Below are 20,873 nucleotides of genomic sequence, written 5' to 3'. Positions count from 1 at the left end.
TAATGGGATGGAAGGCGAGAGTCCGTGAAATTGCCGATCGAGACCCGGAAGCGGTGCCGCCGGAATTGCTCGCGGAATCTGTCCGTGGCGATACTCGACGCTGGCCGGTCATTCAGAAGAACGCTATCCGAAATGCTGTGATCGGGATCACATTGATTGGGGCGGTGTTCTGGGCCATGCATGGTCTTGCCCTTGGCTATGATTTCAATGTTGGCCGGTTGCACGCAGCACTGGGAATTGCGTCCTGTGCTTTTGCCGGTCTATTCTGTTTGCTTGGTGAATCGGTGATCGAAGATGGTGTTAAAGCTGTGATCATTATCGCCATCGGCTGTATGTTTGCCGGGTTGTTTCCGCTGCCGTGGTGTCTGCTGCCTGGCGCCGGTGCCGTCGTCGGCAGCGTAGTGAACGGAACCATTCAGGTAACATTGGGGCGCTACTTTTGAAAACCATCTACTGGGCGAACCATCGCATGCACGGGAGCGGCGGTGGCCAGCGGATTGTGAAAACAAAGTTGACTCCCGCCGCCCCGTGATGCGGGTCGTTAGCTGCTTAGAGGGGCTTGATGGCAACCTATCTATGCATTTTTGTAGCACCAGACCATCACATCGATTTCATCAAGTCGAATCCAGACTCGCTCTGGGCCTATGTTGAGGGCAGTATGCCGGAAATCCAGCCTAAGCGCCTCAAGCGCACATTGTGGCAGCGTCTGACAGGACAGTCGGTCGCTAAGCAACCAGCGGCGGTGGTTCCTGAAGATTGGCCGGATTCTGAGGCTATCATGATTGGCCCCGAGGTGAACCACCGGAACGTCGACCTATACCACTTGCTCCTCAATGGAACTTCCGAGTTTGTCGATGGAAGTGGTTCCATCTTCCAAACTTGGCTTACAAATCATAAGCACTCAGCGATCAACTTAACTGGGGAAGATTACGCCTTCAAGAGCGAGCAGCTTCCTAAGTTGGCCAAGTTGATCGCTGCAGTAGACCCTCCAGCAATCAAGTCACGCTACACCGAGTGGCTTCGAACGCAAGGGGAAACCTTCGAACCGTCGGATGACGAGTGTGACGAGCTTGTCAAGGAATTTTCCGATTTCGCAGATTCAACACGGGACGTGGTCAATAGACATCTGGGGTTGATCTGGGTCAGCAGCTAACCACCGGCTGCAGTTGACCGGCAACGCCCGCGAGTAGAATGATGTTGTTGGTTTGGCGCTTGCTCTCCGCAGGCGGCCGGCAACTGAGCCTTTTACGTTAGGGGGCTTCGGCGATGAGCTTTTCCGTTGACATGCGTGGCGTCGATGACGTCGTCGCCGGCACAGACGACCCCCTACGGGACCAGATCATCGCCGCGTACAAACATGAGCCGCTTCAAGGGTGTGCCGATCGAGAGACGTTCTTCCAATTCTCTTATCAAGCTCTCTCGCCACAGAAGCTTGAAAGCGTCGTTGGCGAGTTGAGCGAAGGCGACTCGATTGGCTTGCTCGTTGAGGAGTTCCCGGATTCTGACCCGGATGATCCTTTTGGCGATCAGTTCTTCTCGCTACGCAAGCTCGCCAGGTCTTTGCGGGCGAGATATCCCGAGATTGCCGGTCGCACGCTCGATAAGGTTTACCGCGAATATGGCGAAGGCAAGATTGACGACGAGAGAGTCCTGGCCGCAGTCCTGCTTGATCTCGACCGGAACCCTTTGCCGGGCTATCCAGTCGTCGTGTTTCGCTGGTAGGTACCCCCTAACCACCGGCTGCAGTTGACCGGCGACACCCGCGATATGGTGTTGTTGTCGGTTTGGAGCTCGCTCCCGCGGGCGGCCGGCAACTGAGCCTTTTACGTCATGCCAGCATGAGACTCCAGCCGTGCATCGTATCGCACTGATCGCGATTTCCCTTACGACGCTGCTTGGATGTGGGGCGGAGACTTCAAACCCAACATCTAACGCAAATGAGGACTCGCCGATGGCAGACATCGATCTTGCCGACGTCACTTTTGAACGTATCCTCAAGCAACACGGTGACGATGTTGACCCATCGAAGATTGCGAAACCGCAACAAACGGTGATGCTTGTTTATCACTCCTTCGGCATTATCGGTAATGGTGGGTTTCAGTATTTGTTTGAAGGTGACTTTCCCGGTGATCCTGAATTCCTGCTTACCCGACAAGCCTACAAGACCATCGGTGCTTCAGCTGCTTCCGCTGCGTTCGAGAAGGCTTTTGCCGTATTCCCGAATTCCACGCCGCCAGCCGACATCGACCGCCGTCTGGAAATGTGGCAATCAAAATACAAACTGATGGACGCAATCAAGGACAAGTCTTCGCCGGATGCCTTGTATTTCGATGCGATGGATGGCGTCATGAAAAAACTCAATGCTTACATCAAGTCCAACGATGCCGAATTCGCATCGTTGCCCGAATAGGTGGCACAACCATGCGGTGAACGGGAGCCGCCGATGACGCGGAACTTGAAATCAAAGTCTATTGGCGGCGGCCCCGTTACCGCTGTCGTTAATCGTCAATGCGGTCAAGGGCCTATGTTCTGACTAGCCTCTCAATGGCAAGCAGCGCTTCAGGCTTAAGCCAAGGCCAACGCCGAAGCAGGTCGTCCGCATGCATGCGTGCTACCGCTCCATCCACCGGATTCTGCAGCGCTCGTTTCATCTGCTCGATCCAAAGTCTCTGCTTCTTCGCGTACGCCGACGGCTCGGTCCGCTGGGTGGACGAGGACATTGACCCGGCCGTCTTGGAGGCGCTGGCAACGCCTGCATCGTCCGACTGAGTTGCCGCAATCGTCCGCGGCGACCAACGGAAATTGCAAGATATGGTAAAGCAGAGACTAGACATCGCCGCGGCAGGGTGCTGATATGCATCAATGTTCGGTGATTTCATCAGCCCAATACTTTCGCAGGAATGATGATGGTTAGTCGTGTCATTGCGGGATTGCTTTTTGTCGGTTTGCTCGCCCCCCTCGCTCAGGCTCAGCTTGCCGATCCGGCCGAGCAGGCGGCTTGGGAGCAGATTGCCGATCGATTCAAAACGGATCCGGTCGAGAAGCCCGATCGCAGCGGAAAGCGGAAGGAATACACCGTCAAGAATTTGAAGGCGGCCAAGAAAGACATCGGCACCTGCACAATCACGTACGATCCCGCCAGCGGACACGTCATTTATGTGACGTCGAATTCGGCGGGATTCTCGAACGAAGAGTTCAAGCCGTTCGCCGCTTTCACGGAGCTTCAGCGATTGACGCTGTGGCACAACAGCAACGGTTTTGATCGCAGCCAGCCGATCGAAAACTTCGACGCCTCGGGGCTGAAGTATTTGACCGAGCTTGACCAGCTTTCAAATGTGACCCTAGCGGGCGGCGGATTCGGCGACGGCGGGCTGAAGGCGTGTGCCGATCTCGACCAACTGAAGTCGCTTCGGATCTGGCACGTGCAGGCCACCGATGAAGGCATGGCTCACCTCCGCAATCATCCGACGCTCGAAACGATTCAAATGGGTGCCTGGTGGGAAGGAAAAACTGGTGATAAGACGTTGGAGCACCTTTCGACCTGCCCGAATCTCAAGCACATCAAACTCGGCGAAGCGATCCTGACCTGGGAGGGCGGCCTGAAGCACCTCGTCCAGCGGGCCGATACGCTCAAAGTCGTCGACCTCGACAACGCCCTCGTTGAGCCGGCAGACGTTGAGAAACTTCGCGAAGCTCTGCCCAACGCCAAGGTCGAGTGGAAAGGTCTCGCCGCCGCCGGGAAAGCCATTACCGCCCGTCCCTGGACGAAGGCGAAGGCTGAGAAGTGGATGCCTGCCGAGTGGATCGATCGAGCCGTCAACGCGGCCCAGTAGAACACTCATCGCATTTTGAATCACTTAAAGCCCACGCGTTGCAATGCGTGGGCTTTTTTCTCGCGCAAATTTTCGGGCGTAAATAGGATAACCCCGCTGGTTGGTCACCCGGGGCACTCCGCCTAGAATTCGCCCGTCCCCGAACGTGAGTTCCTTCCTCGCAAAGTCAACATGCCCGACCATCCCACCACCCTCGGCGAACTCAAAGCTTCCGGTTATCGGCCCGTCTCGGTGAAGGCCGAGATGCGGCGAAATTTGATTCGGAAGCTGAAGTCCGGCGAGGAAATCTTCCCCGGCATCCTCGGCTACGAACAGACCGTGCTGCCCGAGATTCAAAACGCGATTCTCTCAAAGCACGACATGCTGTTCCTCGGGCTGCGCGGGCAGGGGAAGACGCGGATGCTGCGGATGCTGACGCATCTGCTCGACGAGACGACGCCGATCGTCGCCGGGTCGGAGATTCACGACGACCCGCTCGCCCCGATCTCCAAGTACGCCCGCGACCTTATCGCCGAGAAAGGCGACGACACGCCCGTCGAATGGATCGGTCGCGACGACAGATATCACGAGAAACTGGCGACGCCTGACGTCACGATCGCCGACCTGATCGGCGAGGTCGACCTCATCAAACACGCCGAGGGCCGGCACCTCGCCAGCGAAGATGTGATGCACTTCGGGCTGATTCCGCGTTCGCATCGCGGCATCTTTTGCATGAACGAGCTCCCCGATCTTTCACCCAAAATTCAGGTCGGGCTATTCAATGTGCTTGAAGAACGCGACGTGCAAATTCGCGGATTCTCGGTCCGGCTCAACCTCGACCTGTGCATGGTCTTCAGCGCGAACCCGGAGGACTACACGAATCGCGGGCGGATCGTCACGCCGCTCAAAGACCGCATCGGCAGCGTGATCCGCACGCACTACCCGCTGTCCCGCGAACTCGGAATGCAAATCACCGACGAGAACGCGTGGACGGAACGCGATTCGGAGGTCGAGATCATCGTGCCGACGTTCATGAAAGAGGTCGTCGAAGAGGCGAGTCGACTCGCCCGCACGTCGCCGCACGTCAATCAAGCCTCCGGCGTCAGCGTGCGGATGTCGGTGGCTAACTTCGAGAACATGGTCTCCAACGCCGAGCGCCGCGGGCTGTTGCACGGCGAACAGACCGTCGCCACCAAAATCGGTGACCTTGCCCACGCCCCCAGCGGCTCCCGCGGCAAGATGGAACTCTCGATGACCGAAGAGCCGGGTGAAGAGGACCGCGTCATCGAGCGGATCGTCGACGAAGCCGTTAAGAACGTCTTCGACAAATACTTAAAGGCGAAGGCGTTTCGCTATCTCGTCGAAGTGATTGAAAATGGCCGCACGATCCGCGCGGGAGATAGCCTTAAGACCGACGAGTTCCTCGCCGAGGTTTTCCAAGTCAAGCAGTTTAAGGACGACCTCAACCGCCTCGTCGGCGAGTTCGAACCCGAACTGTCAAAAGGCCCCGCCCGCGACGCCCTGACAGCCAGTCTCGCCGAGTTCATCCTCGATGGCCTGCATGCGAATAATCGGCTGAATAAGAAGCGTGCCGCAGGCGGGGCGAGTTACGGGATGTAATTCGTCGTTAAGCGAACCGATTTCCCAACGACGTGTCCGGCGTGCAAGCAATTCATCTGCACGTCGAGATTGGAGGATGGTACGCTCAGCACATTTGATCGCCTTGAACTCGACCGTGCCATCACCTTTCAGGCCGCGGGCTTTCGGCTGCTCCAGTGGGTGCGCTCACAATTGCAGCGGGGCAACCTGAAATTTGATGTCACGCACGAGGCCATGACCGATCAGGAAATTGCCCGCGACTGGTTGCGAACATTGCGGGGCATGTTGCCGGAAGATTGCCGGCCTGACGAAGGCGAGACGCAAGAATTCGCGAACATGTTCGCGTCGTTCTTAAAGGCGTCTTACGTGCTCGATCCTTCGCCGGAATCACGGCAAGTGTCGCATTGCGGCTGCTGGTGTTGCGCGGCGCTTTCTCAAGCCGAGCATCTGCGACCGCGAAGATTAACAAAACGCCATCGGCATTACGCCGATCAACTCAAGTGGCTCCGACTCGGCGAACTCGCCGGCGCCGCCGATTCGAAGTTATCGGCTGACGATGTCGAGTCGCTATCAAGGGAACCTTCGCTGCAGCAAGACCTGGCCTTGTTCGCCTACGGTCATGAACTGTTACGTCGGCTACGTGGCTACGCCGTTGATGAAAGCTCGTACGCGCTCTGGCGAGAGTTCGCGTGGACCAAAGCTGGAGCACTCGACCGCAGCTTTCGCCTTTCGAGCGATGTCATTCTCACAGCAGAACGCCGCCTGCTTCACGTCTGCGTTTAACGTGTGTTGCTAATATAGAAAGAGCGGATTTCATTGGCATCGAACTGCGGAACCGCTTTTTTTCGAAGCGGGGCCGTCTCCAACTCGCCGAGGTCGTCCAGCACTGAGAGATAGGGGCGGTCCGATCGTCTGGCGAATGGTTGCCGCGGCTGCACGAGGTTCACCGCCGTTCGATACGATTCAGGCAGGACGCCCCATGCGTGCCAGATCGCCGAAGAATCAAACCCGACCAGCTTTCGCGGTTTGGAAGTTGGCTCGCTATAGCTGCGATGTGTGGGCGCCGAGGAGTCCGATTGCCCATGAGTCGTCAACGCGTCCTGAAATGCTCCTGCGGATTTCTTGAACTCGACAGCGGACTTCATGATCGAGCAGGGCACGTAGACCGGTGTAAAGTAAAGATGCTCTGCCTTCCTTAACACTGGCGAATAGACGAGCGGAAACCCACTTGTGCTTCCCCGGTCTTCGTTTAATTTCCAGTACATCGCTGAGCCGTCGTACGCTCCCATGATGACGCAATAGCCGAACTTGGTGCGCTGGCAGAGCAAACCGTTGGCGATGCGCAGCGGCCGCTCGGTGACGGCTCCCACTTCAAAATGGTCGACCATGAGAAGGTATTCGTTTTTCAACCCGATGTCCGCGGACGACAACAGCGACGCTTGGCGGAAGTATGTCCGGGGTGCGGGAACCCGCAGTCTTTTTCGAGAGGCAACAATCCGGTCGCCGACTCGAAGGACGTCGCCGTACAGGACTGAGGTCACCAGTAGCTCGGGCTCGCCTCCGTCCGCGTCGAGGAGTTTCGCAATGGCGATCTCCTTCGCTGCGCTGACATGCGGGTAGGGAAAGCCGTCACCCCGGTGAGACATGTCGGGATTGAGCGACCAGTCGGAAAGCGTTTTCGAGACATAATTGCGCGCTCGGGGAGCCTCGACCGGCAGGGGCCGGTCGGCTTTCAAATCTGCTTGCAAATTCGGTGAAAACGCTATCGCGGCGGCGAACAAAAACTCGGCGATCATCGCATACTCCTGTTCAGAACAGCCGGGTTATCGAATCTCGAAGCCAAACTGGTCAAGATGAGTCGAGCGGAAGCCGCTTGCCGCCGAACCCTTTTCGAGTCCATTCCATGACGCAGCGTGATCCCGTTCCCAAATACATCCTGTGGCTGTGGTCGCATCCGATCCTCGTGCTGACCGGCTTGCCGCTCATACTCGTGCTGCTGGTCTTCGGGCCGGTGTTGTATCTCGAAGGCCGGCTCGAGCAGATTGAGGATCGCCTGGCCTACAAGCCGCACGAGAACGTTTCGCCCTCGCCGCCGGACGGCGATGCCTCGATCGATCTCGGGAAGTATCCGGAACGTCACGCCTACTACGTGCCGTGCTATTCGCACATTTACCACCGCGGCGGTCGTCCGATTCTGCTCGAAACGACCCTCAGCATCCGCAATACGTCGATCGACAGGCCGATGGTGGTGACCAAGGTCAAATACTTCGACACGGCCGGGGCGCCGCTCAAATCGTATGTCGATCAGCCCGTTGAAGTCGGTCCCATGGCGACGATCGAATTCCTTGTGGAAGAGCACGAGGAAGCTGGCGGGTCCGGGGCGAACTTTCTGGTCGAAGTCGCCCTGTCGGGCGATTCAACCGCCGACGGTGATTCAAGCAGTGGTGAACAACGGGGCGATCACGTCCTGCTCGAGTCGGTGATGGTCGGCTTGAGCGGGACGCAATGCATCTCGTTCGCTCGGGGTGGCGTGCTTGTTGACGAGCGAGTCGGCGAATAATCGTTTCGACCGGCGCAGTCGGCCGCGGCATTCCCCTCACACGGGGGATCGGGTCGGGTCGTCGGGCTTTGCCGCGTGGTAGAATTGCGATGCGTGCCGTCCCCCGCGATTTCGCCCCGCCGTTGAGTTGTTGTCGAGCCGTGATGTCATTCGAATCTCCCGCCGGCCTGCTCGCACCAAAGCAAGCGGAGTCGCACGTCGGGCCGACCGACCACTCTATTCTCATTCTGACGCGGGATGACTCCGTCGGACGGCTGGCCGCCGGATATCTGCACCACGACGGCTACGCGAACGTGACCGTCGACGCCATTGAGGCTGCGGCCGGTGCGGGCGAGCACCCCGGAGAGGACGGCGACTTCGACCTGCTCATCGTCGAGGCGATCGGCGACGCTTTGCCCGAGGCTCTGCGTGACTTCGTGACCGCGGCGGATCGGCCCTATCTCATCCTGTCGAGAAATCCGTCGCCAGAAGCCCGGGTCGACGCTTTGCGTGCCGGGGCAAGCGACGTCGCGACGATTCCGATCGACCCGACGGAACTGCTGACGCTGACGCGACGAACGTTGCTCCAAGATGCCGAGCGGCGGCGCTGGCGACTCAAAGCCGATGAGCTGGAGCAAACGGTTCTGACGCGCACAACGGAACTCGAAGCCTCACGGCTCGAAGTCATTCACTGCCTCGCCCGAGCCTCCGAATTTCGCGACGTCGACACCGGCAATCACGTTACGCGTGTCGGGCGCTACTCCGACATTCTCGCCGACGAACTTGAGTGCGATGCGGAAATCCGCGAACTGATCGGCCTGGCGGCTCCGCTGCACGACATCGGCAAGATCGGCATTCCCGATTCGATATTGCTGAAACCGGGACGGCTCAATGAGGAAGAACGCTCCCGGATGCAGGCTCACGCCGCGATCGGTGAAGAGATTGCCCGCTCGATGAGTGACGAAGTCTGTGAGCGGTACGCGAAGTTCGTCGAAATCCCGGCGGACGTACTGAAGTCGACCCGTTCGCCGGTTCTCGTCATGGCGGCCCGCATCGCGGCGACGCATCACGAATGGTGGGACGGCAAAGGGTACCCGCGAGGTCTTGCGGGCGAAGAAATCCCGATCGAGGGCCGCATCGTGGCGGTCGCCGACGTGTTCGACGCCCTGTGCAGCAAGCGGCCTTACAAGCCGGCCTTCCCAATGAGCAAAGCGATTGAAATCCTCCAGGAAGGCCGCGGCACGCAGTTCGATCCCGCGGTGATCGACGCGTTCATCTCCCGCTTGGACGACATCATCGCGATCCGCTACGAGTGGGTCGACGAGTAGCCGACTGAAAAGCACCGTCGCGACGGTTTACGCGAGGATTGTGCGAAGTGCCTCATTTCGCGTGCACCCATTGAGTTGCATGCAATCTTTGATATGATCCGGGGTCGCGGTTGCACGATCGAGCGGCTTCGTCGAAGCAACCCACTATCCATTGATGGTTCGCTGAAGAAGTCCGCCAGACGCGGTCCGCGGCGATGAAGTCGCCCGGCGGAATTCAAAGTAGGTGAAACCGAAACTTCGTGAGATATGGCTCGATGCGGATGATACGATGAAGTCTCCGCTGAGACTTTCAAATCGCGAATGCACTGAACTGCCGAAAGAACCGGAATGCCGAGTTCGAAGCGCTCAACGTCAAATGCGGACTCCATCGCGAGACCGAAGCGACGAGAACGTCGACGTTTATCGGGGCTTGGGTCGATCACGGCGTTCGGCTTTGCTGCCTTCGCCCTCGTCGCGGCGCTGACTCTATTTCGGCCCGGCGGGGAAGCGACCACTCAAGCCGCGGACTCGTCGGTCGTCGATGACTTCGGGGGCATTGAGATTGCGAACGATGGCATCGACCCGGTCGAGCCCCAAGTCCTGCTCGCCTCCAACGACTCACGAAACAGCGCTCAGGTCGGTACTTCAAAACCCCAGACGCTCGCCGTCGGCACCGACCTTTCCACCTTCAAGACAAGAGTCCGCCCGTTTCTTTCGACCTATTGCACCGATTGCCACGGGGCCGATACGCAGGAGGCCAGCGTGCGGGTCGACGACATGACGCCGATCGATGGCCGGACGAGCGGCGATCTTTGGAAGCACGTGGCCGACCAAATTGAATTGGAAGCGATGCCGCCGGAAGACAGCACTCAGCCGTCCGATAAAGAACGCAAGGCGATCGTCGATTGGATTCGAGCCGAGATCAAACGGGCGGAGAAGGCGGCCGCCAGTACTGGCGGCAAAGTCGTGCTGCGGCGACTGAACAAGAGCGAATACGCGGAGACGATTCGGCAACTGCTCTCCCTGCATCCGGAAGTCGACCCGGCCGAAAAGCTTCCGGATGATGATGTCTATGAGGGGTTCGACACCGTCGGCGCGGTGCAGAACGTCTCCGCACGGCTGCTGGAACTCTATTTCGAGTCCGCCCAGAAATCACTGCAAGTGGCACTGCCATCGAGCAAGCCACCGAAACCGGAAGTCGGTCGGCTCGAAGGGGCGGCGCTCTCTCAAGATTGGATCGACAAGCAACTTGCCGTCAAGAACAAAGCGGCTCAACTGTATGACGCGTCACGCCAGTACCGCCGCTCTGATCCGAAGAAATATGAGCGGTTGCGCAAGCAGGCACGAAAGCTGTCGCAATCTGTGAAGCAACCGGATCGCGACGCCTTTCAAATCGATCGCGATGACCTTGGTCTCGCCCGGGTCGGTGACGGATTGGTGGTGCGTCGTGTCGCGACGATGAAGTTGCCGCGAATCGGTTTTCGATGGAAGGGCCCCGGCATTTACCGCGCGACTGCGGTCATCCGCGGTGTGGCCGGGAAGGACGGGACGTTGCCGACGGTTAATCTCTCCGTCGAAACACCGTTTGAGTCGCGATCGTTATGGTCGAAAAACCTTGATGACGAAGTCTCCGCGGTGACGGTTGAAACTTATCTGAACGAGCCGCTGCAGTTCGTACGGATTCGCGTCTTGAACTCGGGTGGAAACCCGGGTCCGGACGCGCCGGGTCTGTGGATTCAATCGTTGGAAGTCCAAGGGCCGCTCAACCCGTGGCCGACGCCGGCCCAGCAAGTGATCTTCAATGGAAGATATGGCGACGAGCATGCCCGAGACATCATCGCCGAGTTTGCGGAGCGAGCATTTCGACAGCCTGTGGAACAAGTTCGAGTCGACACCTTTCACGATTTCTATCAGTCACGACGACGTGCCGGGGCTTCCTTCGAAGACGCCGTTCGCGATGCCATTACGGCGATTCTCGTTTCACCGGAGTTTCTATTTCTCGTCGAACCGAAAGAGCCCGGCGGCGAGCGGCTGCCGCTTGATTCCTACGAGATCGCGTCACGGCTCTCTTATTTCCTGTGGAGCGGGCCGCCCGATGCCGAGTTGTACGAGCTTGCCAAATCGGGTCGCCTGACCGATGAAGCGGTGCTGCGGGAGCAGATCGAGCGGATGCTCGATCACGAGCGGGTCGGACGTTTCGCTGAGAACTTCGTCGGACAGTGGCTTCAACTTCGCGAGTTGGGAGGCGTCGAGCCCGATCCAAAAAAGTACCCCGAATACAACGCCCGAATTGAAGCGGCGATGAAGCAGGAATCGGAACTCGTCTTCCTGCATACCCTTCGCAACGACCTGCCCATTCGAACGTTGTTCGACGCCGACTTCACGTTCTTGAATCAGGAACTGGCCTCGCTGTACGGCATCGATCGCGTCGTCGGCACCGACATGCAGTTCGTAAAGTTGAAGCCCTCTGATCACCGCGGCAGCCTGCTGACTCACGCGTCCGTCCTGACGGTCACCTCCGATGGCGTGAGGACGTCACCGGTGAAGCGTGGCACATTTATTCTTGAGCAAATTCTGGGTGATCCACCGCCGCCACCACCGCCCGATGTCCCCCCGGTTCCGGAAGCCAAAGGCGCAACGCTTAAGGAGCGACTCAAATCGCACCGGGCGCTCAAGGCGTGCTCCGGTTGCCACAACAAGATCGACCCGCTCGGATTCGCTCTGGAGAACTTCAATGCGATCGGCAAATATCGCGAGGTCGAAGCGGAGTCGAAACAGCCGATCGATCCCTCCGGAGTCCTGCTGACCGGAGATCAATTCGCGAGCTACGAGGAGTTCCTGAAGCTGCTGATGCAGCGGGAATCGGAGATCAAACGAAATTTGGCCGAGAAGATGCTGATCTACGCTCTCGGACGGCCTCTCGATTTCACGGACGACCCACAGATCGAAAAAATTGTGCATGAAGTCGACACCAAAGGCGGTTCGGTGTCGGCCCTCGTCACCGCGATTGCGACAAGCGAAGCGTTTCTCTCCAAATAATCACTCGCCTCTGTCATCGCGATGGAGACGACAAATATCTGATTGAGGTAAGCGAAATGAAGAACTCATGGCACATCCCCCGCCGAACGGTTCTTAAAGGTCTCGGCGCGAGCGTCGCGCTGCCGTTTCTTGAAACCATGAACTCCGTGTCTCGGGCTGAGCAGCAGGCTTCCAAACCGCCGGTCCGGTTGATGTTCCGCTACGACGGGGCGGCCACGAATATGGAGGAATGGTTCCCCAAGGATGACGGCCCGAATTACACGCTCTCGCGGGCTCTCAAACCGATGGAAAAGCACCGCGAGCATTTCTCGGTCATCTCCGGGACACGCCACTTCTGCGACAACCCCTCCGCCGGGGGCGGCTCGGTCGGAGGTCACGGCTCAGGTCGCGTCTGGCTCACCGGCCATTTCTCAGGCGGCACCGATTCGCAGGGGCGGGGCAAGATCAGCACCCACTCTTCGGTCGACCAGTTGGCGGCCGAGGTCATCGGGCGAGAGACACGATTCGATTCGCTGCAATTGGGCAGCTCGAGTTCGCAGGACACGATGCTGTCGTGGAATCGCAATGGGACACCGCTGCCGACGATCAACAGTCCCGGCCAGGTCTTTCGAGAGCTCTTCGTCGACAAAGCGGCGGACGACAAACGCGAGATCCGAGATGTCTTCTCCCGCAATCGCAGCATCCTCGACCTGGTGACCGACAATCGAAAAAGCCTTGAGCGCCGCATGAGCGACCTCGACCGGCAAAAATTCGAGCAATACCTCACGTCGGTGCGAGAGTTGGAGCAAAAAATCCAACGGCGCGAACAATGGGTCGACATCCCCAAACAGAAACCGGCCGGGCTGTCGGAACCCGATCGCGATGTCGAGCGATCCAAAGACCTCTGGCTTGAGACGATGTACGACCTGATCGTCAAAGCCTTCGAAACCGATTCGACACGCGTGATCGCTCTGGCCAGGAACGGCCCCCAGGATTATCGACAGGTCGTCGAGGGAGTCACCGAAGCGTGGCACCCCATCAGCCACCACAGCGGCAACGCCGAAAAATTGGAGATGGCCGCGAAGATCAACGAGTACCTGATGGATCACTTCGGCCGATTCCTCGGCAAGCTGGATCAGGTACAAGATTCCGATGGCAACAGCGTGTTGCACAACTCGCTGATCCTGTATGGCGACTCCATGACCGACGGCGGTCACTGGGGCGGGAACCTGCCGCTCGTGCTGGCCGGTCACGCCGGCGGGCAATTGAAGCAGGGACAACACTTGAAACTCGGCCCCGTCCCGACCTACGCCGAGCGTAACGACGGCCTCGCCCAAGTTCCGACCGCAAACCTATTCGTCTCGATGCTCAACCTGGCAGGCGTCCCAACCGACCACGTGGCCGACAGCACCGGGCCGCTAGAGGGACTCGTCTGAGCCGTTGACCGACACTGTCGGAAACTAAAGCGACGATGCGCGGGCGACGAAACAGGAGCAACGTCTAACGAGCTTTATGAAACCCCGAGCAGCACCACCTGCTCGTTCGCGTTTCGGTCGAAATAAGAAATGAGGGCGCAGGGGTTCGAACCCTGGACCTACGGATTAAAAGTCCGTTGCTCTACCAACTGAGCTACGCCCTCGCAGTCGCACGCGGAACTCGCTCCGGGCGAAAGACGCGGAATTATGGCGGCCTCGACCCGGAGGTACAACCTCTGACCGCGACAGATCGACGCGGGTTCGCCGATTTCGCCGTAATTTACGGCATGTCCGGACGTTTTGCTTCGACCGGTGGACGTGGGCCGACGATCGGAACGAGATCCCACAGGGCCACAGTCTTGTCCACGCTGCCGGAGGCCAAGGTCCGCCCGTCGGGGCTGATCGCCAGTGATGTGATCTTCTTGGCGTGTCCTTCGACCATCCCGGAGACTTCACCGTCGAGGGAACTCCAAACGAAGATTTCGTTCTTCTTGACGGCTCGCCCGCCGCTGGCTGACGCGATGGTGACGCCGTCTTGCAACACGACGAAGTCATTGATCGGCCGCGAGTGCTCGGAATTCTTCGCGATGGTCTGCCGGCCCGGAACGTCGTGAATTAGGATGATTTCGTCCTCGCCGCCCGAGATCAGCCGCTCGCCGGCAAATTCAACGGCGAGCGCGGCTTTCAGGTGCGGCTCGAACCGATGCTGTTCCTCCCCGGCGACGGGATCGAGCAGCACGATCGGCCCAGGCTCTGTCACCGCCGTCTCATCGCCGATCGCGACCGCCAGCAGCGTTCCGTCCAGTGACGCCGCGACGTCTTGGACGGGAATGTCTCCGAAGTCGGCGATTACAGAATTTTCTCCGTCGCCCCAATTCCATCGGCGCACCGTGCCGTCGAGTGAGCCGGAGACCAAAGCATCGTCAGAGACGACCAACGCGGTCACATAGCCGCGGTGGCCCCTGAGCCGTTTGACGCGTTTACCGCGAGCGGTATCCCAGATGCTGATCGACTGGTACTCGCCGACGATCAGCCGAGTGCCGTCCGGGGTCCATGCCAGCGACCTCGCGTAACCCTTTCGAGTCTTGAGGGTCTTCAGCAGTTCTTGCGACGACGAGTCGTAGAGTCGAACCTCATCATAGCTGCCGACGGCCAACTGTTTTCCGTCGGGGCTGAAGGCGACCGCTACGGCCCAGTCATCCAGGCCGGTGATGCGTGCGACTTCTTTCAGTTGCGGCGGGCCTTCCGTCGAACTCGGATTCAATCCTTCTTTTGCTCGTTCGAAGGCCTTCTGCAGCTTCTCAAGCGGCGGCAGTTCCTGCTCCTGCGCGAACGCGGCTGGAACGGCGGACACAACGACTGCGGTGACCGCGACCGCCATCCCATACGCGAACCTGCTCATCACCGGTTATCCTTTGAGAAGCTCTTGAATGAACTCGATTATGACGATCGCCGAACCTTACACCAGCCCCGAATCGTCAAATGAAGATTTCCGTCGGCTGGTGAACCCCGCTCTTCGGCTACGCGTTATCGAAACTCAGGAACAATTGTGCCCTGCTTTGATGCGAGCAACGAGATGCGATTCTACCAGGCCTTCATCGCGACGACTTCGCTTATCGGAATCTGTGCGGTCGCGATTGCCGACGGCTGGTTCTATATTCCAACCGAGTGGGGACTCTTCCTTGCCAATCCTGCCGAGAACTTCACGATGAAGTGGGCCGGAGCCGATGCCGAGATCCCTTGGAGCTTGCTCGATCTCCGAGATGCAAATCCCGACGAGGCTCTTAGCAACTGATTCCGTCAGATTTAACTCTTTACAATTCGATGCTTCGCTACAAACGCCGGGTCGACGTCGATGCCGTCACCCGGACCGGTGGGAACTTTGATTTGCCCATCGATGCTCTTGAGCGAGGATGTGTCACAATGAAACGGGATGTTCCGACTGACGCCCTTGAATTCGTGGTAGGGGCCGGGGTTCGTGATCGCGGCGACGAATTGCAACATATAAAGATAACCGAGTCCCGTGCCCGAGATGTGCGGGCAGCAGGGCATCCCGAGTTCGGCCGCCATCCGGGCCACTTTCATGCAGCGGATCATGCCGCCGAAGTAAAATAAATCCTGTTGATAGTACTCGAACGCCCGCCGCGCGATCAGCCAGCGGAAGTTGCGCATGCTCGCTTCCTGCCCGCCGCCGGCGAGCGGAATCGTGAGCGCATCGGCCACTATGGCGATGTCTTCGTACCAGTCGAACGGGACCGGCCCTTCAAATAGGTCGATCTGATATTCATCCAGAATACGACCGATCCGAATCGCCTCATCCGCGGTGTAGGCACCGTTGGCATCGGCATAAATCGTCATGTCGGGGCCGAAGGTCTCACGCATCAGCGGGATTAATCTCTCGGTCCGTCCCGGCGGTTGCTCCTCGGCGAGCATTCGTCCGCCGATCTTAAATTTGACGGCTTTTGCGGCGGTTTCTTCGGCGCGGGCCTTAATGACTTTGATGGACTCAACCGCCGAACGCCCGCGGAGATTGTTCGCGCGGTAGATGGAAATACGATTCCGGTTCGTCTCGCCGATTAATTCGGTGATCGGGCGGCCTGCGATATTTCCTAACATGTCGAGAATGGCAAACTCGACAGTCGCGACCGGGATCCAGAATGCCATGTTCTGGAGTTTGTAGTTGTTCTGGTAGAGGTAAACACCGTCGATCAGAGCGTCGAGGTCGCGGGCATCTTTGCCGACGAAGTAAGGCTGCACGCGCTGAGTTTGAATCGGATGGAGGTATTTCATCCGGTTGTTGTGACCGACGCTGAGCCCCTCCGCGCCATCCTTCGATCGGACACGGCAGATAAAATTATCGCGGTATCGCAGCAATTCGACCGACTCGATCATCACCGGCTCCGCGAAATGTTCGCGCCGAAATACCGGTCGATTCGCCGCCGCGTCGAGGCGACGATAAACGTCGTGCAGCGATAATTCGCCCGAAGCGAAGCCTGGCGCGAGTAGGCCCACGCCGCAGGCGGCGGATGCTCTTAAGAAATTACGACGATTGTTGTGCATCGGGGTCTCCATCAAAGGGCGTGCTCGATGGATTACCTTGCAGAATCAGCCGTTTGCGGGCAATGCAACGCGGCAACGGGAGCGGTGCTCAGTGGGTGGTCGCAAACGAGATTACGGCCCTTTCCGGAGGCGTGCCTTAAGCTGAATGCTTTGGTCGCGGTGCGACCCGGACGTTGTCCGGGGCACTCTTGATCGAGCGACACAGAGCTTGCCGGGCAACGGGCTTAGAAGTCGTAGTAGAGCCCCACGCCGAGCAGTTCTTCGCGCTGATTGAAGAACGAATATTGCTGCGAGTAGCCGCGGTAGTAGCGGAGGCCGAGCCGGATAATATTGTCGGTCTCCGGGCTGAGCCATTGCCAGCCGGCGATGACGCTGATGCTCGGATCGAAGTCGAGATCTTCGCGAAGTTGCGTGTTAACGGCGACGACCGGTGCCCCGTTCCACCCGTGCTCCAAGAAGGGCGAGTACTCCGCTCCGAATTGAAACACCCAAGGCTCGGCAATGTCGAAATTCACGGCGTAATCGATTTCGGCGTAGACGTTCAGATCGTCGGTCAAATCCTGCCGAATCGCGAAAATCAGGGAATCACGCAGATAGTTGAGCCGCACGAAGCCGGGATTGCGCTTAAGAAACTCATCGCCCGCATGAGAGCTGATGTGATCGTAGCCGAATTGGAACGCGGTGGAGCCTTGGCGGTAGGTGATCGGCACTCGCACACGAAAGTCGACCGCGTCGACGTCGAGTTCCTGCGATGCGTTCTGACGCAAGAAGGCCGCCGCGGAGACATCCATCTGCCAGCCGTCGGGCCGTAGTCCGCCGGTTCCATAACGCCACACTCCGACCGTGCCGCCGAGGGCGGAGTCAAAGTAGTTTTCGCCCGAGACGTAATCGTGCACAATTTCCGCGGCCATTCGCGGCGTGCGGATGCCCGCAATGTACGGTTTGAACAGGACCTGCTCGGGCAGCAAATGCCAGCGATAGCAGCAGTCATCGCAGAGCGCGGCATTGCTAGACGCGGGCGCGGTGTAGGGCGAGTGATATCCGGAGGCCGGGGCGACATCGGTTGAGAAAACCGGCTCCGGGGCTGATTCGTCAGGCGACTGAGTCGGGATCGGCTCAAGCCAGGAGGGCTCGGCATCGCCACCGATATCGGTATGACTGGCGTATTGGACGCCGCCGTCGAATTCCGTTGAGAGAAACGGATCAGCGCCGTCGTCCGCAAAGCTCCATTCGGGAGCTCCCAATACCAATAACATCGCAGCATATACGAGAACGCCGACGCGAAGGACTTGGCGTCCGCGCGTGGTTCGATAGGGCCTTCGAACTTGGCTGAATATCATGGAAATACTGCTGAGGACCGGGAGGGGCCCATGGATGGGGGCGGGAATCTAGCAGTCCGCTCGAAGTGAGTCGAGGCCGAATTTGCAAATTGCAGCGGTACGGCGAAAATTTCGGCGAGGAGGTTTGAAGAGGACGGGTCGTCGAAATTGATGGCCCGACTTCGTGACCTTTGCTCCGGCGTCGGCTACGCTGAAGCGATGCCCGACCGAATGGTTGAGACGCGGTTGAGTCGTTCTGTTCGATGACGGCGACTGAAATTTTGCACGGCAGAGATGATGGGAGTGAGCATGGGACGAAGTTTGGCGTATTGTGCGATGTTCGGTTGCCTTCTCGTTTGTCGGCCCGGTGCAGATACCTCGGCCGACGAGCCGGTCGGCTCCACGGTCAAAGAATCGCTTCGAACGGTTCGAGCCGTCGATCATTTCGGTGAGGGGAATGCAGCCGCCCGCGAGGCCGTCGATCGATTGGGAAAGCTCCCGGCATCGCAGTTGGCTTCAGTGTTGCACGCGTTCAAGGATGCGAATCCGATCGCCCGGAACTATCTCCGCAATGCCGCAGAGCAAATTTTCACTCGAGAACGGGACCAGATTTCGCTCGATGAACTGGTGAGATTCGCCGCCGACACTTCGCAGGATCCCCAGGCCCGAAAAATGGTCGTCGAATGGGTGCGAGAAGAATCCCCCACGCGAGCGGACGAGTTGATTGATCGATTTCTTTCCGATCCGAGTGGGGAACTTCGGCGGGATGCTGTGGCCCGCCGCGTCGACCGGGCGGAGAATTTGCTCGAACAGGAGCAGTTCGATTTGGCGCGGGACGTCTATCAGGAGGCCCTCGGCGGCGCAGTCCATGAAGATCAGGTCAAAGCGATTGTCGCCGCGCTGGGCGACTTGGATGTCGAAGTCGACATTGCCGAGCATCTCGGACTTCTCCGCGAGTGGCAGGTTATCGGGCCGTTCGACAATACCGACACCGGCGGCTTTGACGTCGCTTATCCGCCCGAATCGAAGTTCGAACCGACGGCTTCCTATGCCGGGAAACTGGGCGAGGTGCGTTGGCAGCCGATTGAGACCGATGATGATTTCGGCGTCGTCGACATTGCCAAGTCATTTGAGAACTGGAAGGGATCGGCGGTCTATCTAACGACGACTTTCGACTCGTCCGAGAACCGCCGCGCTCAACTCAGGTTGGGAACGGCCAACGCCTACAAAATTTGGGTCAACGGCGAGTTCGTGTTCGGTCGTGAGGAATATCACCGAGGCAAACGGCTCGACCAATACTTGGTGCCGATCGACCTTGTGCGTGGCGAAAACCGCTTCCTCATCAAGCTGCTGCAAAATGAACAGACGCAGGACTGGGCACAGGCCTACACCGTTCAAGTCCGGGTGACCGACGGTGCCGGCGCCGCGATTCGACCGGCTCAATGAGCCAGTCGATAGAACAATTTCCTACGATATGAGATTCCGTCGATGGGCAAGCAACCTCACGTCCTGATGAACAGCCGCGGCCTAAGCAGTGGCGCAGTCATAGCATCAATTCTCTGCATCGGATTGTCGACAGCGCTCGCGACCGAGTGGAGCGGGTTTCGTGGCGGTAAAACCGCGCCGTCGAGCAGCGACGCCAGCCCGCCGATCGAATGGTCGGACGAATCGGGAGTCGCGTGGAAAGCAAAGTTGCCGGGAGAAGGCTTCTCCGGTCCGATCGTGACCAAAGACTTGGTCGTCGTGACCGGCAACAGCGGATACGGCAACGACCGCCTGCACGTCGTCGCGTTCGATCGCTCAACGGGAGAAGAGCGCTGGCACCGTCAATTTTGGGCGACCGGCCGCACGACGACGCACCGGGAAATGCGGGTTGCCACACCGACGCCCGTCACCGACGGAGAACGCATTTTCGCGTTCTATTCCAGCAACGATTTGATCGGTCTCGACCTCGACGGCAATCTGCTGTGGTATCGCGGCCTCACCTATGACTTCCCGAATGCGAGCAACAGCCTCGGGATGTCTTCTTCTCCCGTATTGTCGGACGGCGTGCTCATCGCCCAAGTGGAGAACGATGCCGAGTCTTTTGCGGTCGGTGTCGACCCGACGGATGGCACGACGCGGTGGAAGATTGATCGGCCCCGAAAAGCAAACTGGTCGTCCCCCCTGGTTATTCCCGGAACAGCACAGACGCCGGAGCTTGTCATTCTTCAATCAGGAGACCGGGTCGACGCGATCGAGCCGAAGACCGGAACGACCGTCTGGTCTCTCGACAGCGGTGCGTCTTCGATCTCCTCGGCAGCGCTGGTCGAAGATGTCGTGATCTTGCCGCAGTCGGGGCTGACGGCCTACCGGCTCGCCCCCGACCACCGCTCGGTCTCAGAATTGTGGCAAAGCTCGAAACTCTCTCCCTCGACGATGAGTCCCGTCGTCTACAAAGATCGCGTCTACATCATCAACCGCTCCGGCGTATTGACGTGCGGCAATCTGGAGACCGGCAAAGTGGAATGGCAGATTCGCGCCGGGTCTTCGGCTTGGGGAACGCCCGTCGTCGCTTCCGATCGGCTCTATATCCCCGGGAAGGACGGTGTGGTGCGCGTCGTTGACCTGAGCGGGTCGAAGGGCGAGATCGTCGCCGAAAACGATCTCGGCGAGAACATCCACAGTTCGCCCGCGCTCGGTGACGATGCGATCTACTTCCGCACCGATTCAACGCTGTGGAAGATCGCCGACTGATCCGCCCG

The 20,873-nt window shown here is 58.9% G+C and carries 18 protein-coding genes and 1 tRNA gene; 14 read left to right on the top strand and 5 right to left on the bottom strand.

The features are described from left to right. Positions 1-2 precede the first annotated feature (2 nt). The 7 genes from Pan189_RS04320 to Pan189_RS04290 all read left to right on the top strand — a co-directional run bounded on the left by Pan189_RS04320 (position 3) and on the right by Pan189_RS04290 (position 6,194). On the top strand, positions 3-443 hold the full coding sequence (locus tag Pan189_RS04320; protein ID WP_145362733.1) for a hypothetical protein: 441 nt from the start codon (positions 3-5) through the stop codon (positions 441-443). A gap of 119 nt (positions 444-562) precedes the next feature. Continuing rightward, positions 563-1,153: a hypothetical protein gene (locus tag Pan189_RS04315; protein WP_145362732.1), complete on the top strand. Its 591-nt coding sequence runs from the start codon at positions 563-565 to the stop codon at positions 1,151-1,153. Between the two features lie 113 nt (positions 1,154-1,266). Next, a complete protein-coding gene (locus Pan189_RS04310; protein ID WP_145362731.1) occupies positions 1,267-1,722 on the top strand; it encodes a hypothetical protein in 456 nt (151 codons plus the stop codon). 130 nt (positions 1,723-1,852) lie between these two features. After that, positions 1,853-2,410, top strand: coding sequence for a DMP19 family protein (locus tag Pan189_RS04305; protein WP_145362730.1), 558 nt, complete (start codon positions 1,853-1,855; stop codon positions 2,408-2,410). Positions 2,411-2,906: 496 nt separating this feature from the next. After that, positions 2,907-3,833 carry a leucine-rich repeat domain-containing protein gene (locus Pan189_RS04300; RefSeq protein ID WP_145362729.1) on the top strand — a complete coding sequence of 309 codons (927 nt, stop codon included), beginning with the start codon at positions 2,907-2,909 and terminating at the stop codon, positions 3,831-3,833. Positions 3,834-4,004: 171 nt separating this feature from the next. Continuing rightward, positions 4,005-5,432 (top strand): sigma 54-interacting transcriptional regulator, encoded by a 1,428-nt coding sequence (locus tag Pan189_RS04295; RefSeq protein WP_145362728.1) that lies wholly within the window; start codon positions 4,005-4,007, stop codon positions 5,430-5,432. Positions 5,433-5,501: 69 nt separating this feature from the next. Then, positions 5,502-6,194 (top strand): hypothetical protein, encoded by a 693-nt coding sequence (locus Pan189_RS04290; protein WP_145362727.1) that lies wholly within the window; start codon positions 5,502-5,504, stop codon positions 6,192-6,194. Here Pan189_RS04290 and Pan189_RS04285 read toward each other — a convergent pair. Continuing rightward, the gene (locus tag Pan189_RS04285) at positions 6,191-7,207 is read right to left on the bottom strand and encodes a hypothetical protein (RefSeq protein ID WP_145362726.1); all 1,017 of its coding nucleotides are present in this window, start codon (positions 7,205-7,207) and stop codon (positions 6,191-6,193) included. The genes Pan189_RS04290 and Pan189_RS04285 overlap by 4 nt on opposite strands. A 107-nt stretch (positions 7,208-7,314) precedes the next feature. On the opposite strand from Pan189_RS04285, the gene Pan189_RS04280 reads away from it, so the two are divergent. The 4 genes from Pan189_RS04280 to Pan189_RS04265 all read left to right on the top strand — a co-directional run bounded on the left by Pan189_RS04280 (position 7,315) and on the right by Pan189_RS04265 (position 13,711). After that, entirely contained in the window at positions 7,315-7,971 is a 657-nt protein-coding gene (locus tag Pan189_RS04280) for a DUF3124 domain-containing protein (protein ID WP_145362725.1), read from the top strand. Between the two features lie 143 nt (positions 7,972-8,114). After that, the gene (locus Pan189_RS04275; protein WP_310821061.1) at positions 8,115-9,278 is read left to right on the top strand and encodes an HD-GYP domain-containing protein; all 1,164 of its coding nucleotides are present in this window, start codon (positions 8,115-8,117) and stop codon (positions 9,276-9,278) included. Between the two features lie 327 nt (positions 9,279-9,605). Beyond that, positions 9,606-12,296, top strand: a complete 2,691-nt coding sequence (locus tag Pan189_RS04270) for a DUF1592 domain-containing protein (protein ID WP_145362723.1) — start codon at positions 9,606-9,608, stop codon at positions 12,294-12,296. Positions 12,297-12,352: 56 nt separating this feature from the next. Then, positions 12,353-13,711 (top strand): DUF1552 domain-containing protein, encoded by a 1,359-nt coding sequence (locus Pan189_RS04265; RefSeq protein WP_145362722.1) that lies wholly within the window; start codon positions 12,353-12,355, stop codon positions 13,709-13,711. A gap of 130 nt (positions 13,712-13,841) precedes the next feature. Here Pan189_RS04265 and Pan189_RS04260 read toward each other — a convergent pair. Continuing rightward, positions 13,842-13,914 (bottom strand) — tRNA-Lys (locus Pan189_RS04260). 116 nt (positions 13,915-14,030) lie between these two features. Continuing rightward, positions 14,031-15,152, bottom strand: coding sequence for a WD40 repeat domain-containing protein (locus Pan189_RS04255; RefSeq protein ID WP_145362721.1), 1,122 nt, complete (start codon positions 15,150-15,152; stop codon positions 14,031-14,033). 174 nt (positions 15,153-15,326) lie between these two features. On the opposite strand from Pan189_RS04255, the gene Pan189_RS04250 reads away from it, so the two are divergent. Then, complete coding sequence (locus tag Pan189_RS04250; protein ID WP_145362720.1) at positions 15,327-15,545, top strand: hypothetical protein; 219 nt, start codon at positions 15,327-15,329, stop codon at positions 15,543-15,545. An 11-nt stretch (positions 15,546-15,556) separates the two neighbouring features. Here the strand turns inward: Pan189_RS04250 and Pan189_RS04245 are convergent, their stop codons facing one another. Next, positions 15,557-16,810, bottom strand: a complete 1,254-nt coding sequence (locus Pan189_RS04245; RefSeq protein ID WP_145362719.1) for a mandelate racemase/muconate lactonizing enzyme family protein — start codon at positions 16,808-16,810, stop codon at positions 15,557-15,559. A gap of 224 nt (positions 16,811-17,034) precedes the next feature. Continuing rightward, positions 17,035-18,054, bottom strand: a complete 1,020-nt coding sequence (locus Pan189_RS04240) for a DUF1207 domain-containing protein (RefSeq protein WP_310821060.1) — start codon at positions 18,052-18,054, stop codon at positions 17,035-17,037. A 384-nt stretch (positions 18,055-18,438) separates the two neighbouring features. Between Pan189_RS04240 and Pan189_RS04235 the strand changes: the two genes are divergently transcribed. Continuing rightward, the gene (locus Pan189_RS04235) at positions 18,439-19,575 is read left to right on the top strand and encodes a hypothetical protein (RefSeq protein ID WP_145362717.1); all 1,137 of its coding nucleotides are present in this window, start codon (positions 18,439-18,441) and stop codon (positions 19,573-19,575) included. Positions 19,576-19,617: 42 nt separating this feature from the next. Then, entirely contained in the window at positions 19,618-20,865 is a 1,248-nt protein-coding gene (locus tag Pan189_RS04230) for an outer membrane protein assembly factor BamB family protein (protein WP_145362716.1), read from the top strand. Positions 20,866-20,873 lie beyond the last annotated feature (8 nt).

It is taken from the genome of Stratiformator vulcanicus, assembly GCF_007744515.1.
GTDB classification, from domain to species: Bacteria; Planctomycetota; Planctomycetia; order Planctomycetales; family Planctomycetaceae; genus Stratiformator; species Stratiformator vulcanicus.
The sequence above is the reverse complement of the archived record's forward strand: the minus strand, read 5'-3'. Positions and strand labels throughout refer to the sequence as shown.